The organism is Phyllobacterium sp. RCAM01083 (assembly GCF_055685835.1).
Map to the genome: position 1 here is coordinate 3,245,446 of NZ_JBVFZN010000005.1, position 15,639 is coordinate 3,261,084.

Annotated in this window: 14 protein-coding genes; 9 read left to right on the top strand and 5 right to left on the bottom strand. The window is 60.2% G+C overall.

What is annotated here, in order from left to right; translation table 11 throughout:
* Positions 1-312: 312 nt before the first annotated feature.
* On the top strand, positions 313-1,095 hold the full coding sequence (locus tag ACZ25R_RS22765) for a DeoR/GlpR family DNA-binding transcription regulator (protein ID WP_472462304.1): 783 nt from the start codon (positions 313-315) through the stop codon (positions 1,093-1,095).
* A 38-nt stretch (positions 1,096-1,133) separates the two neighbouring features.
* Positions 1,134-2,312, top strand: a complete 1,179-nt coding sequence (locus tag ACZ25R_RS22770; protein WP_472462305.1) for an MFS transporter — start codon at positions 1,134-1,136, stop codon at positions 2,310-2,312.
* Between the two features lies 1 nt (position 2,313).
* Here the strand turns inward: ACZ25R_RS22770 and ACZ25R_RS22775 are convergent, their stop codons facing one another.
* Positions 2,314-3,435 carry a patatin-like phospholipase family protein gene (locus ACZ25R_RS22775; protein ID WP_223613731.1) on the bottom strand — a complete coding sequence of 374 codons (1,122 nt, stop codon included), beginning with the start codon at positions 3,433-3,435 and terminating at the stop codon, positions 2,314-2,316.
* Positions 3,435-4,214: a 3-hydroxybutyrate dehydrogenase gene (locus ACZ25R_RS22780; RefSeq protein ID WP_223613730.1), complete on the bottom strand. Its 780-nt coding sequence runs from the start codon at positions 4,212-4,214 to the stop codon at positions 3,435-3,437. Before ACZ25R_RS22780 ends, ACZ25R_RS22775 begins: the two co-directional genes overlap by 1 nt.
* A 216-nt stretch (positions 4,215-4,430) precedes the next feature.
* On the opposite strand from ACZ25R_RS22780, the gene ispG reads away from it, so the two are divergent.
* Positions 4,431-5,687, top strand: a complete 1,257-nt coding sequence (gene ispG, locus ACZ25R_RS22785) for a flavodoxin-dependent (E)-4-hydroxy-3-methylbut-2-enyl-diphosphate synthase (RefSeq protein WP_464661661.1) — start codon at positions 4,431-4,433, stop codon at positions 5,685-5,687.
* Positions 5,688-5,690: 3 nt separating this feature from the next.
* On the opposite strand, the gene ACZ25R_RS22790 is transcribed toward ispG, so the two are convergent.
* Positions 5,691-6,608: a polyprenyl synthetase family protein gene (locus ACZ25R_RS22790; RefSeq protein ID WP_472462306.1), complete on the bottom strand. Its 918-nt coding sequence runs from the start codon at positions 6,606-6,608 to the stop codon at positions 5,691-5,693.
* A gap of 170 nt (positions 6,609-6,778) precedes the next feature.
* On the opposite strand from ACZ25R_RS22790, the gene mtgA reads away from it, so the two are divergent.
* From mtgA to ACZ25R_RS22805, 3 genes are all read left to right on the top strand, one after another.
* Positions 6,779-7,516 (top strand): monofunctional biosynthetic peptidoglycan transglycosylase, encoded by a 738-nt coding sequence (mtgA, locus tag ACZ25R_RS22795; RefSeq protein ID WP_288193000.1) that lies wholly within the window; start codon positions 6,779-6,781, stop codon positions 7,514-7,516.
* Between the two features lie 178 nt (positions 7,517-7,694).
* Positions 7,695-7,877, top strand: coding sequence for a 50S ribosomal protein L32 (gene rpmF, locus ACZ25R_RS22800; protein ID WP_008121851.1), 183 nt, complete (start codon positions 7,695-7,697; stop codon positions 7,875-7,877).
* Positions 7,878-7,961: 84 nt separating this feature from the next.
* On the top strand, positions 7,962-8,366 hold the full coding sequence (locus ACZ25R_RS22805; RefSeq protein WP_105734368.1) for a hypothetical protein: 405 nt from the start codon (positions 7,962-7,964) through the stop codon (positions 8,364-8,366).
* A 64-nt stretch (positions 8,367-8,430) separates the two neighbouring features.
* Here ACZ25R_RS22805 and ACZ25R_RS22810 read toward each other — a convergent pair whose 3' ends face one another.
* Positions 8,431-8,868 (bottom strand): GlcG/HbpS family heme-binding protein, encoded by a 438-nt coding sequence (locus ACZ25R_RS22810; protein WP_223613726.1) that lies wholly within the window; start codon positions 8,866-8,868, stop codon positions 8,431-8,433.
* A 92-nt stretch (positions 8,869-8,960) separates the two neighbouring features.
* The gene (gene phaR, locus ACZ25R_RS22815; protein WP_105734372.1) at positions 8,961-9,572 is read right to left on the bottom strand and encodes a polyhydroxyalkanoate synthesis repressor PhaR; all 612 of its coding nucleotides are present in this window, start codon (positions 9,570-9,572) and stop codon (positions 8,961-8,963) included.
* Positions 9,573-9,845: 273 nt separating this feature from the next.
* Here phaR and ACZ25R_RS22820 point away from each other — a divergent pair, with 273 nt between their 5' ends.
* From ACZ25R_RS22820 to ACZ25R_RS22830, 3 genes are all read left to right on the top strand, one after another.
* On the top strand, positions 9,846-11,030 hold the full coding sequence (locus tag ACZ25R_RS22820; protein ID WP_464661656.1) for an acetyl-CoA C-acetyltransferase: 1,185 nt from the start codon (positions 9,846-9,848) through the stop codon (positions 11,028-11,030).
* 130 nt (positions 11,031-11,160) lie between these two features.
* The gene (phbB, locus tag ACZ25R_RS22825) at positions 11,161-11,886 is read left to right on the top strand and encodes an acetoacetyl-CoA reductase (RefSeq protein WP_105734374.1); all 726 of its coding nucleotides are present in this window, start codon (positions 11,161-11,163) and stop codon (positions 11,884-11,886) included.
* 683 nt (positions 11,887-12,569) lie between these two features.
* Complete coding sequence (locus ACZ25R_RS22830; RefSeq protein ID WP_472462307.1) at positions 12,570-15,626, top strand: helicase-related protein; 3,057 nt, start codon at positions 12,570-12,572, stop codon at positions 15,624-15,626.
* Positions 15,627-15,639 lie beyond the last annotated feature (13 nt).

Consider the following 15,639-nt stretch of genomic DNA (forward strand, 5'->3'; position numbering starts at 1 on the left):
CGGGATGGATGTGTGCTGATGGCAGTTTTGTGCGTGGTTCGACAAGCTCACCATGAGGGAGGTGGTGCATTGCAGGGCGCTTGTTCTGCAACGCTCCCAATTGGCTTTGCAGCCCTCTACTTCCCTCATGGTGAGCTTGTCGAACCACGCACAAAACTGCTGCCCATCACCCAGTGTGACACAGCCGTGCCTGTTTGTGCGCATATCGGCATAAACAGGCATTGAATAATGCGCATATGCGAAGTATGGTCGGGTCGTTGAGTTCCGCAGCCGATGCGGGATATGAGCGCGCATGTGCAGGGTATTCCCACAATGACCAAAGACCTGTCGCCGGAAGAGCGGAAGAGCATGATCCTCAAGCGGGTCAATGAATCCGGCCGCGTCCTGGCGAATGCCGTTGCGACGGAATTCGGTGTTTCGGAAGATTCCATACGCCGGGATTTGCGCGAATTATCCGAAGCAGGGCTTGTCCAGCGCTTCCATGGCGGTGCAGCGCGCAGCAGTTCGAGCTTTCGCAGCTTTCAGCAGCGCGCCAAGGATGAAACGGCCGGGAAAAAGGCGGTTGCCGCCGTTGCCGCTGAACGAATTGCCGCGAATTCCACGATGCTTCTCGATTCGAGCACGACCGTGCTTGAGTTTGTGCGCGCCCTGCCGGTCAACCTGCAGATGCGCATCATCACCAGTTCGCCGGATATTGCCTCGGCCGCTCTCGACCATCCCCTGTGCGAGGTTATTCTCCTCGGCGGCACGCTGAATCGTTTCACCCGCAGCGTCATCGGGCAGTCGCCGCTTGCCGAAGTGCAGCTCATGCATGTCGATTACTGTGTGCTCGGCGCCTGCGCCATCGACGAGAGCCTGACACTGCGCGCCGAGAACTACGAGGACGCGCATCTGAAACTGGCCATGAGCAGGGCGAGCAATGAAGTGATGCTGCTAGCCACGGCTGAAAAGCTGCTGAAGCAGGCGCCCTTTGCCATTGCGCCCATCTCGGCCATATCGACGCTGATTACCGACAGAACCGCCGACCCGTCGATTGTTGAGCGGATTCGCGGCGTGGGTGTCGAAGTCGTCATCGCCGACAGACGCGGTGCGTGATGTCCATCCTGTCCGAAATTCAAGCTGGTGATAAAACTATGGATGCCTCCGTCTACAGGAAGAAAGCCGTCTATGGCCGCTGGGCAGTTGCCAGCGCTTTCTTTTTCAATGGATTTCTGATCGGCAGCTGGGCGCCGCAGATCCCCGTCTTCATGACCCGCCTGCACATCAGCGAGTTCACGCTCGGCCTGATGATCTTGGTGTTTGGCCTTGGCGCCCTGGCGGCCATGCCCTGGTGCGGCTACCTCATCGGCCGGTACGGCTCGCGCGCGGTGGTCAAGGGCTTTGCCGTCTTCTGCAGCTTTTCCCTGCTCTTGGTGGCGCTGGCTCCGAATGTTTATATCGCGGCCCCCGCGCTTTTCCTCTTCGGTGCCGTCATCGGCGGCATGGATGTGGCCATGAACGCCAATGCCGTCGAGGTGGAGAAAAAACTGTCGCGCGCCGTCATGTCATCCTCACACGGGTTCTGGAGCCTTGGCGGCTTCGCCGGCGGCGCCCTTGGCGGCTTGCTGATCGAAGCACAGGGCCATCTGGTTCACGCGGCGGTGGTCACAGCCATTGCGGTTGTTCTGGGGCTTGCCGCGTTCCGCTACATGATCACTGAAGATGCGCCGGTGGTGCACGAGAAAAAGGGCAAGCTGGCTTTCCCGACCAACCCGCTGATTTACCTCATCGGCATCATGGCGCTTTTCTCCATGGTTCCGGAAGGGTCAGTTCTCGACTGGGCGGCGCTTTACCTCAAGCAGGAGCGCGGTGCCGATATTGCCACAGCCGGATTTGCCTTCGCCGCATTTTCGGGAACTATGTCCGTCATGCGCTTTCTCGGCGACGGCGTGCGCAACCGCTTCGGTGCGGTGAAGACATTGCGCATTTCCGCGCTCATTGGTGCATCGGGCATGCTGGTTGCAAGCCTTGCGCCAAGCCCCTGGATCGCCATTCTGGCCTTTGCGTTCGCGGGCCTCGGCATTGCCAATATGGTGCCCATCGCCTTCTCGGCTGCCGGCAACCAGAAGGGAACGTCTTCGGGCGTCGCCCTCAGCCTCGTTACGCTGATGGGCTATTCCGGCATTCTGGTCGCGCCCTCGGCCATCGGCTTTGTTGGCGGGCGCACGGGGTTCGGTCCGGTCTATATGGTGCTGGCCTGCCTGCTCGTCGTGGTCTTCCTGATGGCCAATCTTGCCGCCAGTGCCGACCGCAACGAAAACCCGGGCACCTGATCTATGCCCGGCGGCTTGCCGCGACCGCCGGTTTCTTGCGCTGCAGCAGAAAGTCGGTCACCCGCCGTCCGGCCTTGTGGGCTTTCAATCCGACATTCATTTCGGGAGAAAGCTCACCGGAGAGATCGAGTGTCGCGTGTTCGCCCACCGCATCGAAATGCTCTTCCAGCCAGTCGTCGGCTGCGGCCTGGCCGAGGTCGCGCAGATATTCGAGAAAGGCCCATTCCGCGTTGATTTTCGATGAGGCCGCCAGGCCGGCCAGCGCCACATCGGCATCGATACGGTGCATGCGGATATGCTTGTATTCGCCGTGTTCGATCCGACCCGCATCAATCAGCGAATTGACGAAGGCAATCGAACGGAACTCACGCAGCAGCGCTGCATTGAAGGTGATCTCGTCGATACGGTCGGTGATTTCGCGGGCGGTCTTCGGCGCGCCGCGCCGTTCGATCGGGTTGATCTGGATAAGCAGCAGGTCTTCGCTCTTGGTCGAATAGAAGAAGGGATAGAGCGCCGGGTTGCCGCCATAGCCGCCATCCCAGTAGGGTTCACCTTCAATCTCCACCGCCTGGAAAATATAGGGCAGGCACGCGGAGGCCATCACCACATCGGCATTGAGCTCCGACTGGGAAAAGACCCGCAGGCGGCCGCTTTCCACATTGGTCGCCGAGATGAACAGCTTGAGCGCCGAACAGGCCTTCACCCGGTCGAAATCAATCTCACGCTCGACCACATCCCGCAGCGGGTTGAGGTTGAACGGGTTGAACTCATAGGGCGAAAACATGCGCGAGAACTGCTCGAACAGATTGTACCCGACGCCGTTCTCGACGGACCAGTTGCCGAAAAAGCGGTCCCAGGGCGTGCGCTGAACCGGGCTGAACTGCCCGGTGCGGCCCACCGCCCGCCAGAATTCATAGAGCTTCTCTCGGGCGCCATCGGGACCGTTGCGGCTCCAGCCATCAGCCAGCGCGACAGCATTCATGGCGCCGGCGCTGGTGCCGGATATGCCCTCGATGGTCAGCCGGCCATCTTCCAGAATGCGGTCGAGAACACCCCAGGTGAAGGCGCCGTGCGAGCCGCCGCCCTGCAGTGCGATGTTGATGACCTTGGGTTTGTGGTTCATCACTGCGCCGTCCAGCCGCCATCGACGGAGATGGATGTACCGGTGATCTGCGCCGCCGCATCGCTGGCGAGAAACACCACCGTTGCGCCGATCTGGTCGACCGTGGCGAATTCCTTGGTCGCCTGCCTGTCGAGCATGACTTCGCGGATGACGGTTTCGCGGTCCATGTTGTGCGCTTTCATCTGGTCGGGGATCTGAGCCTCGACGAGCGGTGTCAGGACATAACCGGGGCAGATGGCGTTGCTGGTGATATGCTTTTCGGCCACTTCCAGCGCGACGGTTTTGGTCAGTCCGAGAATGCCGTGCTTGGCCGCCACATAGGCCGACTTGAACGGTGATGCGCGCAGGCCATGCGCCGAGGCGATATTGATGATGCGGCCCCATCCGGCTTTCTTCATATAGGGAAGCGCGGCAGCGGTGGTGTGGAACGCCGAGGTCAGGTTGATGGCGATGATCGCATCCCATTTTTCCGTCGGGAATTCATCGACCGGCGCGACAAACTGGATGCCGGCATTGTTGACCAGCACATCGACGCTGCCGAATGCGGCAGCAGCCTGGTCGATCAGGGCACGGCATTCGTCACCCTTGGACATATCGGCCTTGATATAGGCGACGCCGGTGGAATGCTGTGCGGCGATCTCCTTGGCAAGATCGTGGTCTTCCGGGCGGTCCGTGAAGGAATTGATCACCACATTGTAACCCGCCGCTGCGAGGGCGTGGGCGGAACCCAGTCCGATGCCGGAGTTGGAACCTGTGACGACTGCGGTCTTCTTGGCCATGAGAAACTTCCTTTGGTTTAACAACCGTGTTGAAGGCGTCTGGAATATATTGCATTGCAGCAAAAATACCAGCTTTGGAACGTGAACACTTTGTCATACGGTTCACTGTGGCGTGATCGGGAAGCGCATTTGCTTTGAATTTGCCGCGTTCATGTCACATGGTGTTGACACAAGGCGTTCCCTGCGCCACGTGAAGGGAATATCTGGAGTTTGACAATGTCTGACTATTATTCGCAGCCCTTTGCCCGCCGCGCCTCCGTTGGCGTCGATGTGGGCGGGGTCATGGTTGGCGGAGGCGCACCCGTCGTCGTGCAGTCGATGACCAATACGGATACAGCCGATGTGGACGGCACCGTTGCACAGGTGGCAGCCCTTTCCCGCGCGGGATCGCAGATTGTCCGCATCACCGTTGACCGGGATGAATCCGCTGCCGCTGTGCCGAAAATCCGCGAAAGGCTGGACCGGCTTGGCCTGAATGTGCCGCTGGTTGGCGATTTCCATTATATCGGCCACAAACTGCTGGCGGACCATCCGGCCTGCGCCGAAGCGCTGGCGAAATACCGCATCAATCCGGGCAATGTCGGCTTCAAGGACAAGAAGGATGCGCAGTTCGGCGCCATCATCGAAATGGCGATCCGCTATGACAAGCCGGTGCGCATCGGTGTCAACTGGGGCTCGCTCGATCAGGAACTGCTGACGGCACTGATGGATCAGAACCATGCGGCCGGTGCGCCCTTGACGGCGGAACAGGTCATGCGCGAGGCCATTGTCCAGTCGGCGCTGATTTCCGCGCAGCTGGCTGAAGAAATCGGCCTGCCGCGCTCCAGGATCATTCTTTCCGCCAAGGTCAGCCAGGTGCAGGACCTGATCGCGGTTTATGCGGAGCTGGCGCGGCGCTGCGATCATGCGCTGCATCTCGGCCTTACCGAAGCCGGCATGGGCTCCAAGGGCATTGTCGCTTCCTCGGCGGCGCTGGGCATCCTCCTGCAGCAGGGTATCGGGGATACGATCCGCATATCGCTGACACCGGAACCGAACGGTGACCGGACACGCGAAGTGCAGGTGGCGCAGGAATTGCTGCAGACCATGGGCTTTCGCCAGTTCATCCCGATTGTCGCGGCCTGTCCCGGTTGCGGGCGCACCACATCCACCGTGTTTCAGGAACTGGCGCAGTCGATCCAGAGCGATATTCGCGACAACATGCCGGTCTGGCGCGAGAAATATCCCGGTGTCGAAGCGCTCAATGTCGCGGTGATGGGCTGCATCGTCAACGGGCCGGGCGAATCCAAGATGGCGGATATCGGCATTTCATTGCCGGGAACCGGCGAAACGCCGACGGCGCCGGTCTTTGTCGACGGCAAGAAAGTGGCGACCCTGCGCGGTGCGGGCATCGCCAAGGAATTCCAGAAGATGGTTGCCGACTATATCGAAAACCGCTTCGGCCAGGGCGCAGGCTCGCACGCGGCCGAATAGCTTCTAGCTCTGCCGCTCGGCGATGAACCGTGCGGCCTGCTTGAGCAAGGCAGCCTTTTCGCCGAAGGGCGCAAGCAATTCCTCGGCCTGTGCCACCAGCCCGCTCAACTGGCGCTTGGTCCAGTCGATCCCGTGCAGTGAAACCAGCGTGGCCTTGCCCGCTGCCGCATCCTTGCCGGTGGCTTTGCCCATATGGGCAGCATCGGCGGTGACGTCGAGCAGGTCGTCGGCCAGCTGAAAGGCAAGGCCAATGGCCGAACCGTATTCCGCCAGCCGTTCGCGATCCCGGGAATTGGCATTGCCGATCATGGCACCGGCCTCGCAGGCGAAACGGATCAGCGCGCCGGTCTTCATGGCCTGCAGGCGGATGATGCCTGCCTCGTCGGGCTTGACCTTTTCCGCTTCCAGATCGAGCGCCTGGCCGCCGGTCATGCCGCCGACGCCGGCCGCGCGTGCCAGAGCCGTCACCAGTGCAACCTTGGCGCCGGCATCAAGTTCCGTCGCCTCGGCGGCGATCAGCTCGAAGGCATAGGTCAGGAGGCTGTCCCCTGCGAGGATTGCCGCTGCCTCGTCGAATTTGCGATGCACCGTCGGCTGGCCACGGCGCATATCGTCATTGTCCATGGCCGGTAGATCGTCATGCACGAGCGAATAGCTGTGTATGCATTCCAGCGCCGCCGCTACCCGCAAAGCTGCGGGGGTGTCGGCACCGAAGAGTGCGGCGCTTTCCAGGACGAGGAAGGGGCGCAGGCGCTTGCCGCCATTGAGAACGCCGTGCCGCATCGCTGCCATGAGGCGGGGCGGACGGCTGATCTCGCCGTCTTGCGGCTGATCCGAGAGCAGGCCCGTCAGCAGCGTTTCCACCGAGGCGGCGCGATGCAGCAATGTCATCTGAAACAGGGAAGTGTCTTGATCTGTCATCATGATCTGGCAATGAGCGAAAAATCGGCGCCCGGTCAATGATTAGATGCGCTGCTTTTGCATTTTTGCCTTGTTGTCATTGTGAACATGGCCGGAATGGCATGGAAATGGTTCCCTTTGGCGGATGGTTGCTCTATGTCCATGATGGGCTTTCAACGCAGGCGGCGGGTGTGACACGGGTTCTGGTCAGAAACAAAAGAGGCGGAGGCTATCTGGTCAGTCCGGGCGGCTCGCCTTTGGGGCGCATCGTGCGCTACCTGATTCTGGCGGGCATCCTTCTGATGATGATCCCCATCATCCTGCTCAGCCTGTACCGGCTGCCGTTCGTGCATCCGGTTTCCACCTTGATGGTGAAGGACCTCGTGACTTTTTCCGGTTATGACCGGCGCTGGGTGTCGCTGGACGAGATTTCCCCGGTGCTGGTGCATTCCGTCATGATGTCGGAGGATGCGCGGTTCTGCTTTCATTCCGGCGTCGACTGGGATGCGATGAATCTGGTTGTGTCCGATGCCATGGATGGTGAGCAGACGCGCGGTGCGTCGACGATCACGATGCAGACCGCCAAGAACCTGTTCCTGTGGAACAGCCGGTCTTTCATCCGCAAGGGCCTGGAAATGCCGCTGGCAATGATGACCGATCTGATCCTGACCAAACGGCGGGTGATGGAAATCTATCTGAATATTGCCGAGTGGGGCCCGGGCATCTATGGCATCGAGGCGGCGGCGCAGCATCATTTCAAGGTGAGTGCGGCAAGGCTGACACCGCGGCAGGCGGCCTTTCTCGCGGTGACCCTGCCCAACCCGATCGCGCGCAATCCGGCGCGGCCGGGGCAGGGGTTGCAAACGCTGGCAAGGCTCAATGAACGGCGTGCGCGGGGCGCCGGTGCGTATATTGGTTGTGTCAAATAGACACTAAGTCGGCGCAAATCCCGGCATATCGGCATTTGCGACAAAAAATATGCGACTCATGCTGGTCAAAAGCTCTCAAGCCGTGTATAGCCCCAGCCGAACTTTCCGGAATTTTGTCCATTGTGACAGGCTCGATCGGGCCAGCGCCGGATTTTGACTGATTACTGGAGCAGGAACAATGGCTGTACCTAAAAGAAAAACTTCTCCGTCGAAGCGCGGCATGCGCCGTTCCGCCGACGCGTTGAAGGCCCCGACTTACGTCGAAGACAAGAATTCAGGCGAACTGCGCCGTCCGCACCATGTCGATCTGAAGACCGGCATGTATCGCGGCCGTCAGGTTCTGACGCCGAAAGAAGGCTGATTCCTTCCTGGATTTCGTGATAAAGAGGACCGGCCTTGTGCCGGTCTTTTTTTGTTTATGACATGCTGATGGGAGACAGATGCCGTGATTTCCAATATTCCATTGATGATCGTGCCGCTTGTTGTGTTCAATCTGGTGGTCGCCGGATTGACGGGTATTGGCGGCGCCGATCCGTGGGCCACGCAGCTCTATTCCATGCAGATGCTGTCGGGCGGCGTATGGCGGATGACACTGGGCGACCTGATGATCGTGCTGTCGCTGGCGCTGCTGTTCTTCGAGATCATGAAGTCAACGCGCACGAGCAATGCCTCGGTGGTTGACCATCTCCTGTCGACCTTCGTGTTCGTGGCGTTTCTGGTGGAATTCCTGCTGGTTCCCAGCGCCTCGCATTCGCTGTTCTTCATTCTGATGGCAATGGCGTTTTTCGATATTCTGGCGGGATTCACCGTTTCGCTCCGGTCTGCCGGGCGCGACGTCAACTTCCGCTGACATTATGTAAAAACCCCGGCAGAGAAGGCCATCTGCCGGGGCTTGATTTCGCCGGGGCCGGTGATCAGCTCTGGCCGCCGTCGGCGATGAAACCGGCCGCCTGAATACCGGCGATGGCAGCAATCTCGTCATTGTCGGAAGTGTCGCCGGTGATGCCGACCGCGCCGAGAAGCTCCCCCTTGGCATTCTTGATGAGAACGCCGCCTGCTACCGGGATGACGCGCCCGCCGGACGCTGCCACCAGCCCCTCGACGAAATGCGGGCGTTCCTTGGCGAATTTTTCAACGGTGCGCGAGCCCGTGCCGATGGTCAGGCCGCCGAACGCCTTGCCGAAGGCGATCTCGAAGCGCAGCAGGGAAGCGCCGTCCTGTTTCTGGAAGGCCTTGAGGTGGCCGCCGGCATCGAGCACGGCGACGGAGAGCGGACGCATGCCGGCCTCGGTGCCCTTGGCAAGCGCTGCCTTGATGATGGTGTTGGCTTTGGAAAGTGAGAGTTGGGCCATGGTATCCTCTTGGGTTCGTAATGGTCATGGAATGGAAAAGCCGATCCGCCGCGCGAGCCGGATATTCAGTCAAAAACGGATGTGACCTGGATTTATTTGTCGAGGGAGTCCAGCTTGCGCTGCATGGCGGCGATCTGTTCTTTCAGTTCGTCCAGCCCGGTATCCTTCTTGGCGGTTTCGGCGGCGGGCGTTTCGTCGGCCTCGGCTGCTCCGGCCGTCTTGTTGAGCGGGAATGGCGTGAACATGCGCATGGCGTGCTGCAGCATTTCCGTGTTGCGGCGAACCTGCTCCTCGACGAGCTTGACCGGCGCACTGATGTTCATCATGTCGATTGGCGATTTGCCGAAGGCGGCGGAAAGCTGCTCGCGCATGCGCTCCTGTTCCTTGGCAAAGGCACTCATGGACTGTTCGAGGAATGTTGGCAGCACCACCTGCATCTGGTCGCCGTAATAGGCGATGAGCTGGCGCAGGAACGGGATCGGCAGCATGTTCTGCCCATCCTTGTTTTCCAGTTCGAAGATGATCTGGGTCAGGACGGAATGGGTGATGTCTTCGCCGGTCTTGGCGTCCTGAACGGTGAAATCCTCATTGCGCTTCACCATCTCGGCGAGATCTTCCAGCGTCACATAGGTGCTTGTGCCGGTATTGTAGAGGCGCCGGTTGGCATATTTTTTAATGACGACGTCGCCGGTTTTTGCTGCCATCAGAGAACTCCCCAACTCATGTCATCAGACTCAAATGGTCTGAATTTGCGTGCCCGCTTACTGATATATCCGCGAGGATAGGGGGAAAGCAGCACAAATCAAAGTGATTTGTGCGCCGCATCCATCGCGCAGAGCATTCCAGCCTTTCTCTGCCTTGCAGGCGATAAATTTGGCTTCGCGGCGAATGCCCCTTGTCAAACTGCCGCAGGGAGGGAATTCTGTCCGGGAAGCCAAGCTGAATGAATTCAGCATCTCAATGATAAGGAGACGTCTATGACCCAATCCATCGTTATCGCCAGTGCAGCGCGAACCCCCGTGGGGTCGTTCAACGGTGCTTTTGCCAACGTCCCGGCCCATGAACTCGGCGCTGCGGTGATCAAGGAAGTGCTGAGCCGCGCCGGTGTCGATGGTGCCGATGTCGATGAAGTGATCATGGGCCAGGTGCTCAGTGCCGGCGAAGGGCAGAACCCGGCCCGCCAGGCCGCCATGGAGGCAGGCATTCCGCAGGAGGCGACAGCCTGGGGGCTCAACCAGCTCTGCGGCTCCGGCCTGCGCGCCGTGGCCCTCGGCATGCAGCAGATCGCAACCGGCGATGCCGATATCATCGTGGCGGGCGGACAGGAATCCATGTCGATGGCGCCGCATTGCGCGCATCTGCGCAGCGGCGTGAAGATGGGCGATTTCAAGATGATCGATACGATGATCAAGGATGGCCTGACCGACGCTTTCCATGGCTACCACATGGGCAATACCGCCGAGAACATCGCCCGCAAGTGGCAGTTCACCCGCGAAGATCAGGACAAGTTCGCCCTTGGCTCCCAGAACAAGGCGGAAGCCGCGCAGAAGGCGGGCAAGTTCAAGGATGAAATCGTGCCGTTCACGGTCAAGACCCGCAAGGGCGACGTGATCGTTGCGGATGACGAGTATATCCGTCACGGCGCGACACTCGACTCCCTTGCCAAGCTGAAGCCCGCTTTCGACAAGGAAGGCACCGTTACCGCAGGCAATGCCTCCGGCCTCAATGATGGCGCGGCTGCCGTGGTGCTCATGAGCGAGGACGAGGCCAAGCGCCGCAACGTCAAGCCGCTGGCCCGTATCGTTTCCTGGGCAACGGCCGGTGTCGACCCCGCCATCATGGGCACAGGTCCAATCCCCGCGTCACGCAAGGCCCTGGAGCGGGCCGGATGGAAGGTGGAGGACCTCGATCTGGTCGAAGCCAACGAAGCCTTCGCGGCGCAGGCGCTTTCCGTCAACAAGGATCTCGGGCTCAATCCCGACATCGTCAATGTCAATGGCGGTGCCATTGCCATCGGTCATCCCATCGGCGCTTCCGGTGCCCGGGTGCTCAACACGCTGCTTTATGAATTGAAGCGCCGCAACGGCACAAAGGGCCTTGCCACGCTGTGCATTGGCGGCGGCATGGGCATTGCCCTGTGCGTTGAGCGCGTCAAGGACTGATCTGCAAGAATGAACACGGGTTCGGCCTTTGCCGAACCCGTGTTCCGGCAGCACTAAATTTCCAGGCTGCTGCCACGTCTCTTTTTCAACAACACTAACTTTGATCCAACATGAATTAGGGAGGGGAAATATGACCAAAACGGCAATCGTTACGGGCGGAACACGTGGTATCGGCGCAGCCATATCCGTGGCCCTGAAAGCGGCAGGGTACAAGGTCGCGGCAAATTACGCCGGCAATGACGACGCGGCGAAGAAATTCACGGAAAAGACCGGTATTGCCACCTACAAGTGGGATGTTTCCAACTATGAAGAGTGCGCTGCCGGTATTGCCAGGATCGAGGCCGATCACGGCCCCGTCGCCGTGCTGGTCAACAATGCGGGCATCACCCGTGATGCCATGTTCCACAAGATGACCCCAGGCCAATGGGGCGAAGTGATCAACACCAATCTGACCGGCCTGTTCAACATGACCCATCCGGTATGGACCGGCATGCGTGACCGCAAATTCGGCCGCGTGATTAATATTTCCTCGATCAACGGACAAAAGGGCCAGGCCGGGCAAGCCAATTATTCCGCGGCCAAGGCCGGGGATATCGGCTTTACCAAGGCGCTGGCGCAGGAGGGCGCGCGCGCCGGCATTACGGTCAATGCCATCTGTCCCGGTTATATCGGCACGGAAATGGTGCGGGCCATCGACGAGAAGGTGCTCAACGAGCGCATCATTCCGCAAATCCCGGTCGGACGTCTGGGCGAACCGGAAGAAATCGCGCGGTGCGTGGTGTTCCTCGCCTCTGATGATGCCGGCTTCATCACCGGCTCGACGCTGACAGCCAATGGCGGGCAGTATTTCAGCTGATCGGAAGCAAATCAAAAGACGCCGCGGGCTGGAAACGGTCGGCGGCGTTTTCGTTTTGTGCGGCGGCGATTGCCGATATTCGCGGCCAAAGGTTAACGGCGTTTCCTGAATCTTGTCCTATTTCCTTCCCGTGCGTTTGGGGATTGGTGCGACTCCCGCGCTTTCAGCACAAGATGTAGCCGTGAACAAAACGGGAAAAGAGACAAAGCGCTGATTCGTCGCTGATTCGTTCTTCCTTTGATCGGAGTGTTAATGAAACGGGGCGCCCGGGCCTTGGAATCCTTAACTAACTATAAGGAAATATTGCGATTTTCTTAACAGGACAAAAAATCGGTTGACGGCGGACTGCCCGCTTTTGCGCGGAAAAGCCAAAGGTTAACGGTGCTGAGCCGATTCGTTGAAATCCTGTTCCCACTGATTCAGCATCTTGTGCGACTCGCACCCGGGAAAGCTAGATGTTGCCGTGAACAAAGCAGGAATCTGATCCTATAGCTGATTCGTCGCTGATTCGTTCTGCTCGCGTTCTGTTTCTTAATGGAACACTCCGTGAATCGGTTCGCAATTGTTTATCTTGAGGTCGCCGCATACTTTCTGTCTGATGCCGATAATGCTATCGGATAGTGCATGCCCGGCATGCCTTGCTGGTTCTGGTAAGGCCGTCGTGCCGGTGTTGGATATTTTTGATGAACCTTATGCCTACTCCCGAACTTCCCTTGATCCTGAGCGGTCGTGACGTCACCGCCGTTCTGGGGCCGACGAACACGGGGAAGACTCACCTCGCCATTGAGCGGATGCTGGCGCACCAGACGGGCATGATCGGCCTGCCGCTGCGCTTGCTGGCGCGCGAAGTCTACAACCGTGTTGCCGAACGGGTGGGGCTTGCCAATGTCGCGCTGATCACCGGTGAGGAAAAGATCATGCCGCCCGGCGCGCGCTATGCGGTGTGCACCGTCGAAGCGATGCCGCGCCAGACGGATATGGATTTCGTTGCCATCGACGAGGTCCAGCTTGCCAACGATCTGGAGCGCGGCCACATCTTTACCGACCGCATCCTGCATCTGCGGGGCCGTCAGGAAACCTTGCTGCTTGGTGCGGCCACCATGCGCGGCATACTGGAAAAGCTGCTGCGCGGCATCTCCGTCGTCACGCGTCCGCGCCTGTCGAATCTGACCTATGCCGGCTCGAAGAAGATCACGCGCCTGCCGCCGCGCACCGCCATCGTGGCCTTTGCCGCGGACGAGGTCTATTCCATCGCCGAACTGATCCGCCGCCAGAATGGCGGCGCCGCCGTGGTCATGGGGGCCTTGAGCCCGCGCACCCGCAATGCACAGGTGGATCTCTATCAGTCGGGCGATGTGGATTATCTGGTCGCCACCGATGCCATCGGCATGGGGCTCAACCTCGATGTCGATCACGTGGCTTTTGCGCAGGACCGCAAGTTTGACGGCTATCAGTTCCGCGATCTGTCGCCGGGCGAAATCGGCCAGATCGCCGGGCGCGCCGGGCGGCACCTGCGCGATGGCACGTTTGGCGTTACAGGGCAGGTTTCCGGTTTTTCAGAAGAACTGGTGCAGCGCGTGGAATCGCATGCCTTCGATTCCGTCAAGATTTTGCAATGGCGCACCGCCCGGTTTGATTTCTCAAGCCTCGAGGCACTGAGACGGTCGATCGACACGCCCGCACCGGTGGAAGGATTGACCCGGGCACTGCCTGCGGTGGATCAGCAGGCGCTTGAATATCTGTCGAAAGACCCGGATATCGCGCCGCTGGCCAACACGCCGGAACGGGTGGCCCTCCTGTGGGATGCCTGTGCGTTGCCGGACTACCGCAAAATTGCGCCGGCGCAGCATGCGGATATTATTGCATCGATCTATACAGATCTCGTCGAACATGGTCATGTTAACGAAACATACATGGGCGAACAGGTGCACCGGGCTGATACGACCGACGGCGATATCGATGCTTTGTCGCGGCGGATTGCCCAGATCAGAACTTGGACTTTTGTGTCGCATCGGCCGGGATGGCTGGCAGATCAGGCACATTGGCAAGAAAAGACGCGTGAAATTGAGGACAGATTATCAGATGCACTGCATGAACGGTTGACGAAACGCTTCGTAGACCGCAGGACAAGCGTGCTTATGAGGCGCCTGAGAGAGAATACAATGCTAGAAGCCGAAATTAGCCCTGCCGGGGACGTTGTTGTCGAAGGGCACCATGTTGGACGTTTGGATGGATTCCGTTTCACCACGGACAGCCAGATCGATGGAACCGATGCAAAAGCCGTGAAGGCCGCTGCACAAAAAGCCTTGGCGACAGAGTTCGACAATCGCGCCGAGCGCTTTGCCGCTTCCGCGAACGGCGACTTTGCCCTGGGATCGGACGGGACGCTGCGCTGGATTGGCGCTCCGGTCGCCTCGGTCGTCTCGGGCGAGCAGCCATTGAAGCCCCGCGCGGTGTTGCTGGCCGACGAGCAACTGACGGGACCGGCACGCGACAAGGTCGCTGCGCGGGTTGACCGTTTCCTCGCCCATCATGTGGATACGGTGCTCAAGCCGCTGGTTGATCTTGCCAACGCGGATGCGCTGGTTGGGATCACGCGGGGACTGGCGTTCCAGCTCGTCGAAAATTTTGGCGTGCTGCAGCGCCGCGACGTGGCTGAAGATGTCCGCGGCCTCGATCAGGATTCGCGCGCGGCCCTGCGCCGTCTGGGCGTGCGCTTCGGCGCCTACCACGTCTTCCTGCCTGCATTGCTGAAACCAGCGCCTGCAGGTCTGCTGACGCTGCTGTGGGCACTCAAGGAAGATGCCAAGGATCGTCCCGGCTATGGCGATGTGGTGCAGGTGCTGTCCGCAGGCCGCACGTCGGTTGTCACCGATCCCGCCTTCGATCCGGCCTTCTATCGCCTTGCTGGCTACCGGCTGCTCGGACGCCGCGCTGTGCGCATCGATATTCTCGAGCGTCTGGCTGATCTTATCCGTCCGGCACTGGCATGGAAGCCGGGAAGCGGAACACGGCCCGACGGTGCTTATGACGGCACGCGTTTCGTCGTCACCCCGGCCATGATGTCCATTCTCGGCGCAACAGCCGACGATATGGAAGAAATCCTGAAAAATCTCGGCTACCGCTCGGAAGCAACCGATGCAGCCGTTGTGTCGGCCAAGGTTGCCGAACTCGATGCGGTTGCCCAGGCGCCTGCCCCGCAGGAAACGGCTGTCGTTGCGCCGGAAGGCACCAAATCCGTGCCGGCGGCCGAACCGGTTGGTGATCCCATCGTCAAACCGGTTGTCGAGGCTGTGGCAGCCGTTGCGGCTGCTGAAGAAGCGCCTGCGGCTGTTGCTGAAACCGCAACTGCTCCAGCGGCGGAAGAAGCACCCAAGCCGGTGCTGCTCTGGCGCCAGGCTCCCCGCTTCGAAGGCCGCAACAACAACCGCCGTCCACAGGGCGGGCGCGAGAATCAGCGTGAACCGCAGGCCCGCAATGGCAACAGCCAGGGCGAGGAGCGTCAAAGCCGTCCGAACCGCAATGCCGGTCCGCAGGGCGAGCGCGGTGAGCGCAAGGATTTCCGCGGCAAGGGCGGCAAGCCCGGCGGCGGCGACCGCACCCGGCAGGAAGGCGGCAAGCCCTCCGGCAAGCCGCAGAACCACGGCAAGCGTCCGGAGCGGGAAGAACGCCCGGTCAAGATCGACATGGACTCCCCCTTCGCCAAGTTGCTGGCGTTGAAGGAGCAGATGAAGAAGTGAGGGTTTGACCCTA

Bases quoted from the DNA above. Each gene is read 5' to 3' on its own strand.
- phaR (WP_105734372.1), bottom strand. From the start codon at position 9,572: ATGGCAGCAAAAACCGGCGACGTCGTCATTAAAAAATATGCCAACCGG.
- ACZ25R_RS22765 (WP_472462304.1), top strand. From the start codon at position 313: ATGACCAAAGACCTGTCGCCGGAAGAGCGGAAGAGCATGATCCTCAAG.
- ACZ25R_RS22775 (WP_223613731.1), bottom strand. From the start codon at position 3,435: ATGAACCACAAACCCAAGGTCATCAACATCGCACTGCAGGGCGGCGGC.
- ACZ25R_RS22820 (WP_464661656.1), top strand. From the start codon at position 9,846: ATGACCCAATCCATCGTTATCGCCAGTGCAGCGCGAACCCCCGTGGGG.
- ACZ25R_RS22830 (WP_472462307.1), top strand. From the start codon at position 12,570: ATGAACCTTATGCCTACTCCCGAACTTCCCTTGATCCTGAGCGGTCGT.
- ACZ25R_RS22810 (WP_223613726.1), bottom strand. From the start codon at position 8,868: ATGGCCCAACTCTCACTTTCCAAAGCCAACACCATCATCAAGGCAGCG.
- rpmF (WP_008121851.1), top strand. From the start codon at position 7,695: ATGGCTGTACCTAAAAGAAAAACTTCTCCGTCGAAGCGCGGCATGCGC.
- phbB (WP_105734374.1), top strand. From the start codon at position 11,161: ATGACCAAAACGGCAATCGTTACGGGCGGAACACGTGGTATCGGCGCA.
- ACZ25R_RS22780 (WP_223613730.1), bottom strand. From the start codon at position 4,214: ATGGCCAAGAAGACCGCAGTCGTCACAGGTTCCAACTCCGGCATCGGA.
- ACZ25R_RS22790 (WP_472462306.1), bottom strand. From the start codon at position 6,608: ATGACAGATCAAGACACTTCCCTGTTTCAGATGACATTGCTGCATCGC.
- ispG (WP_464661661.1), top strand. From the start codon at position 4,431: ATGTCTGACTATTATTCGCAGCCCTTTGCCCGCCGCGCCTCCGTTGGC.
- ACZ25R_RS22770 (WP_472462305.1), top strand. From the start codon at position 1,134: ATGGATGCCTCCGTCTACAGGAAGAAAGCCGTCTATGGCCGCTGGGCA.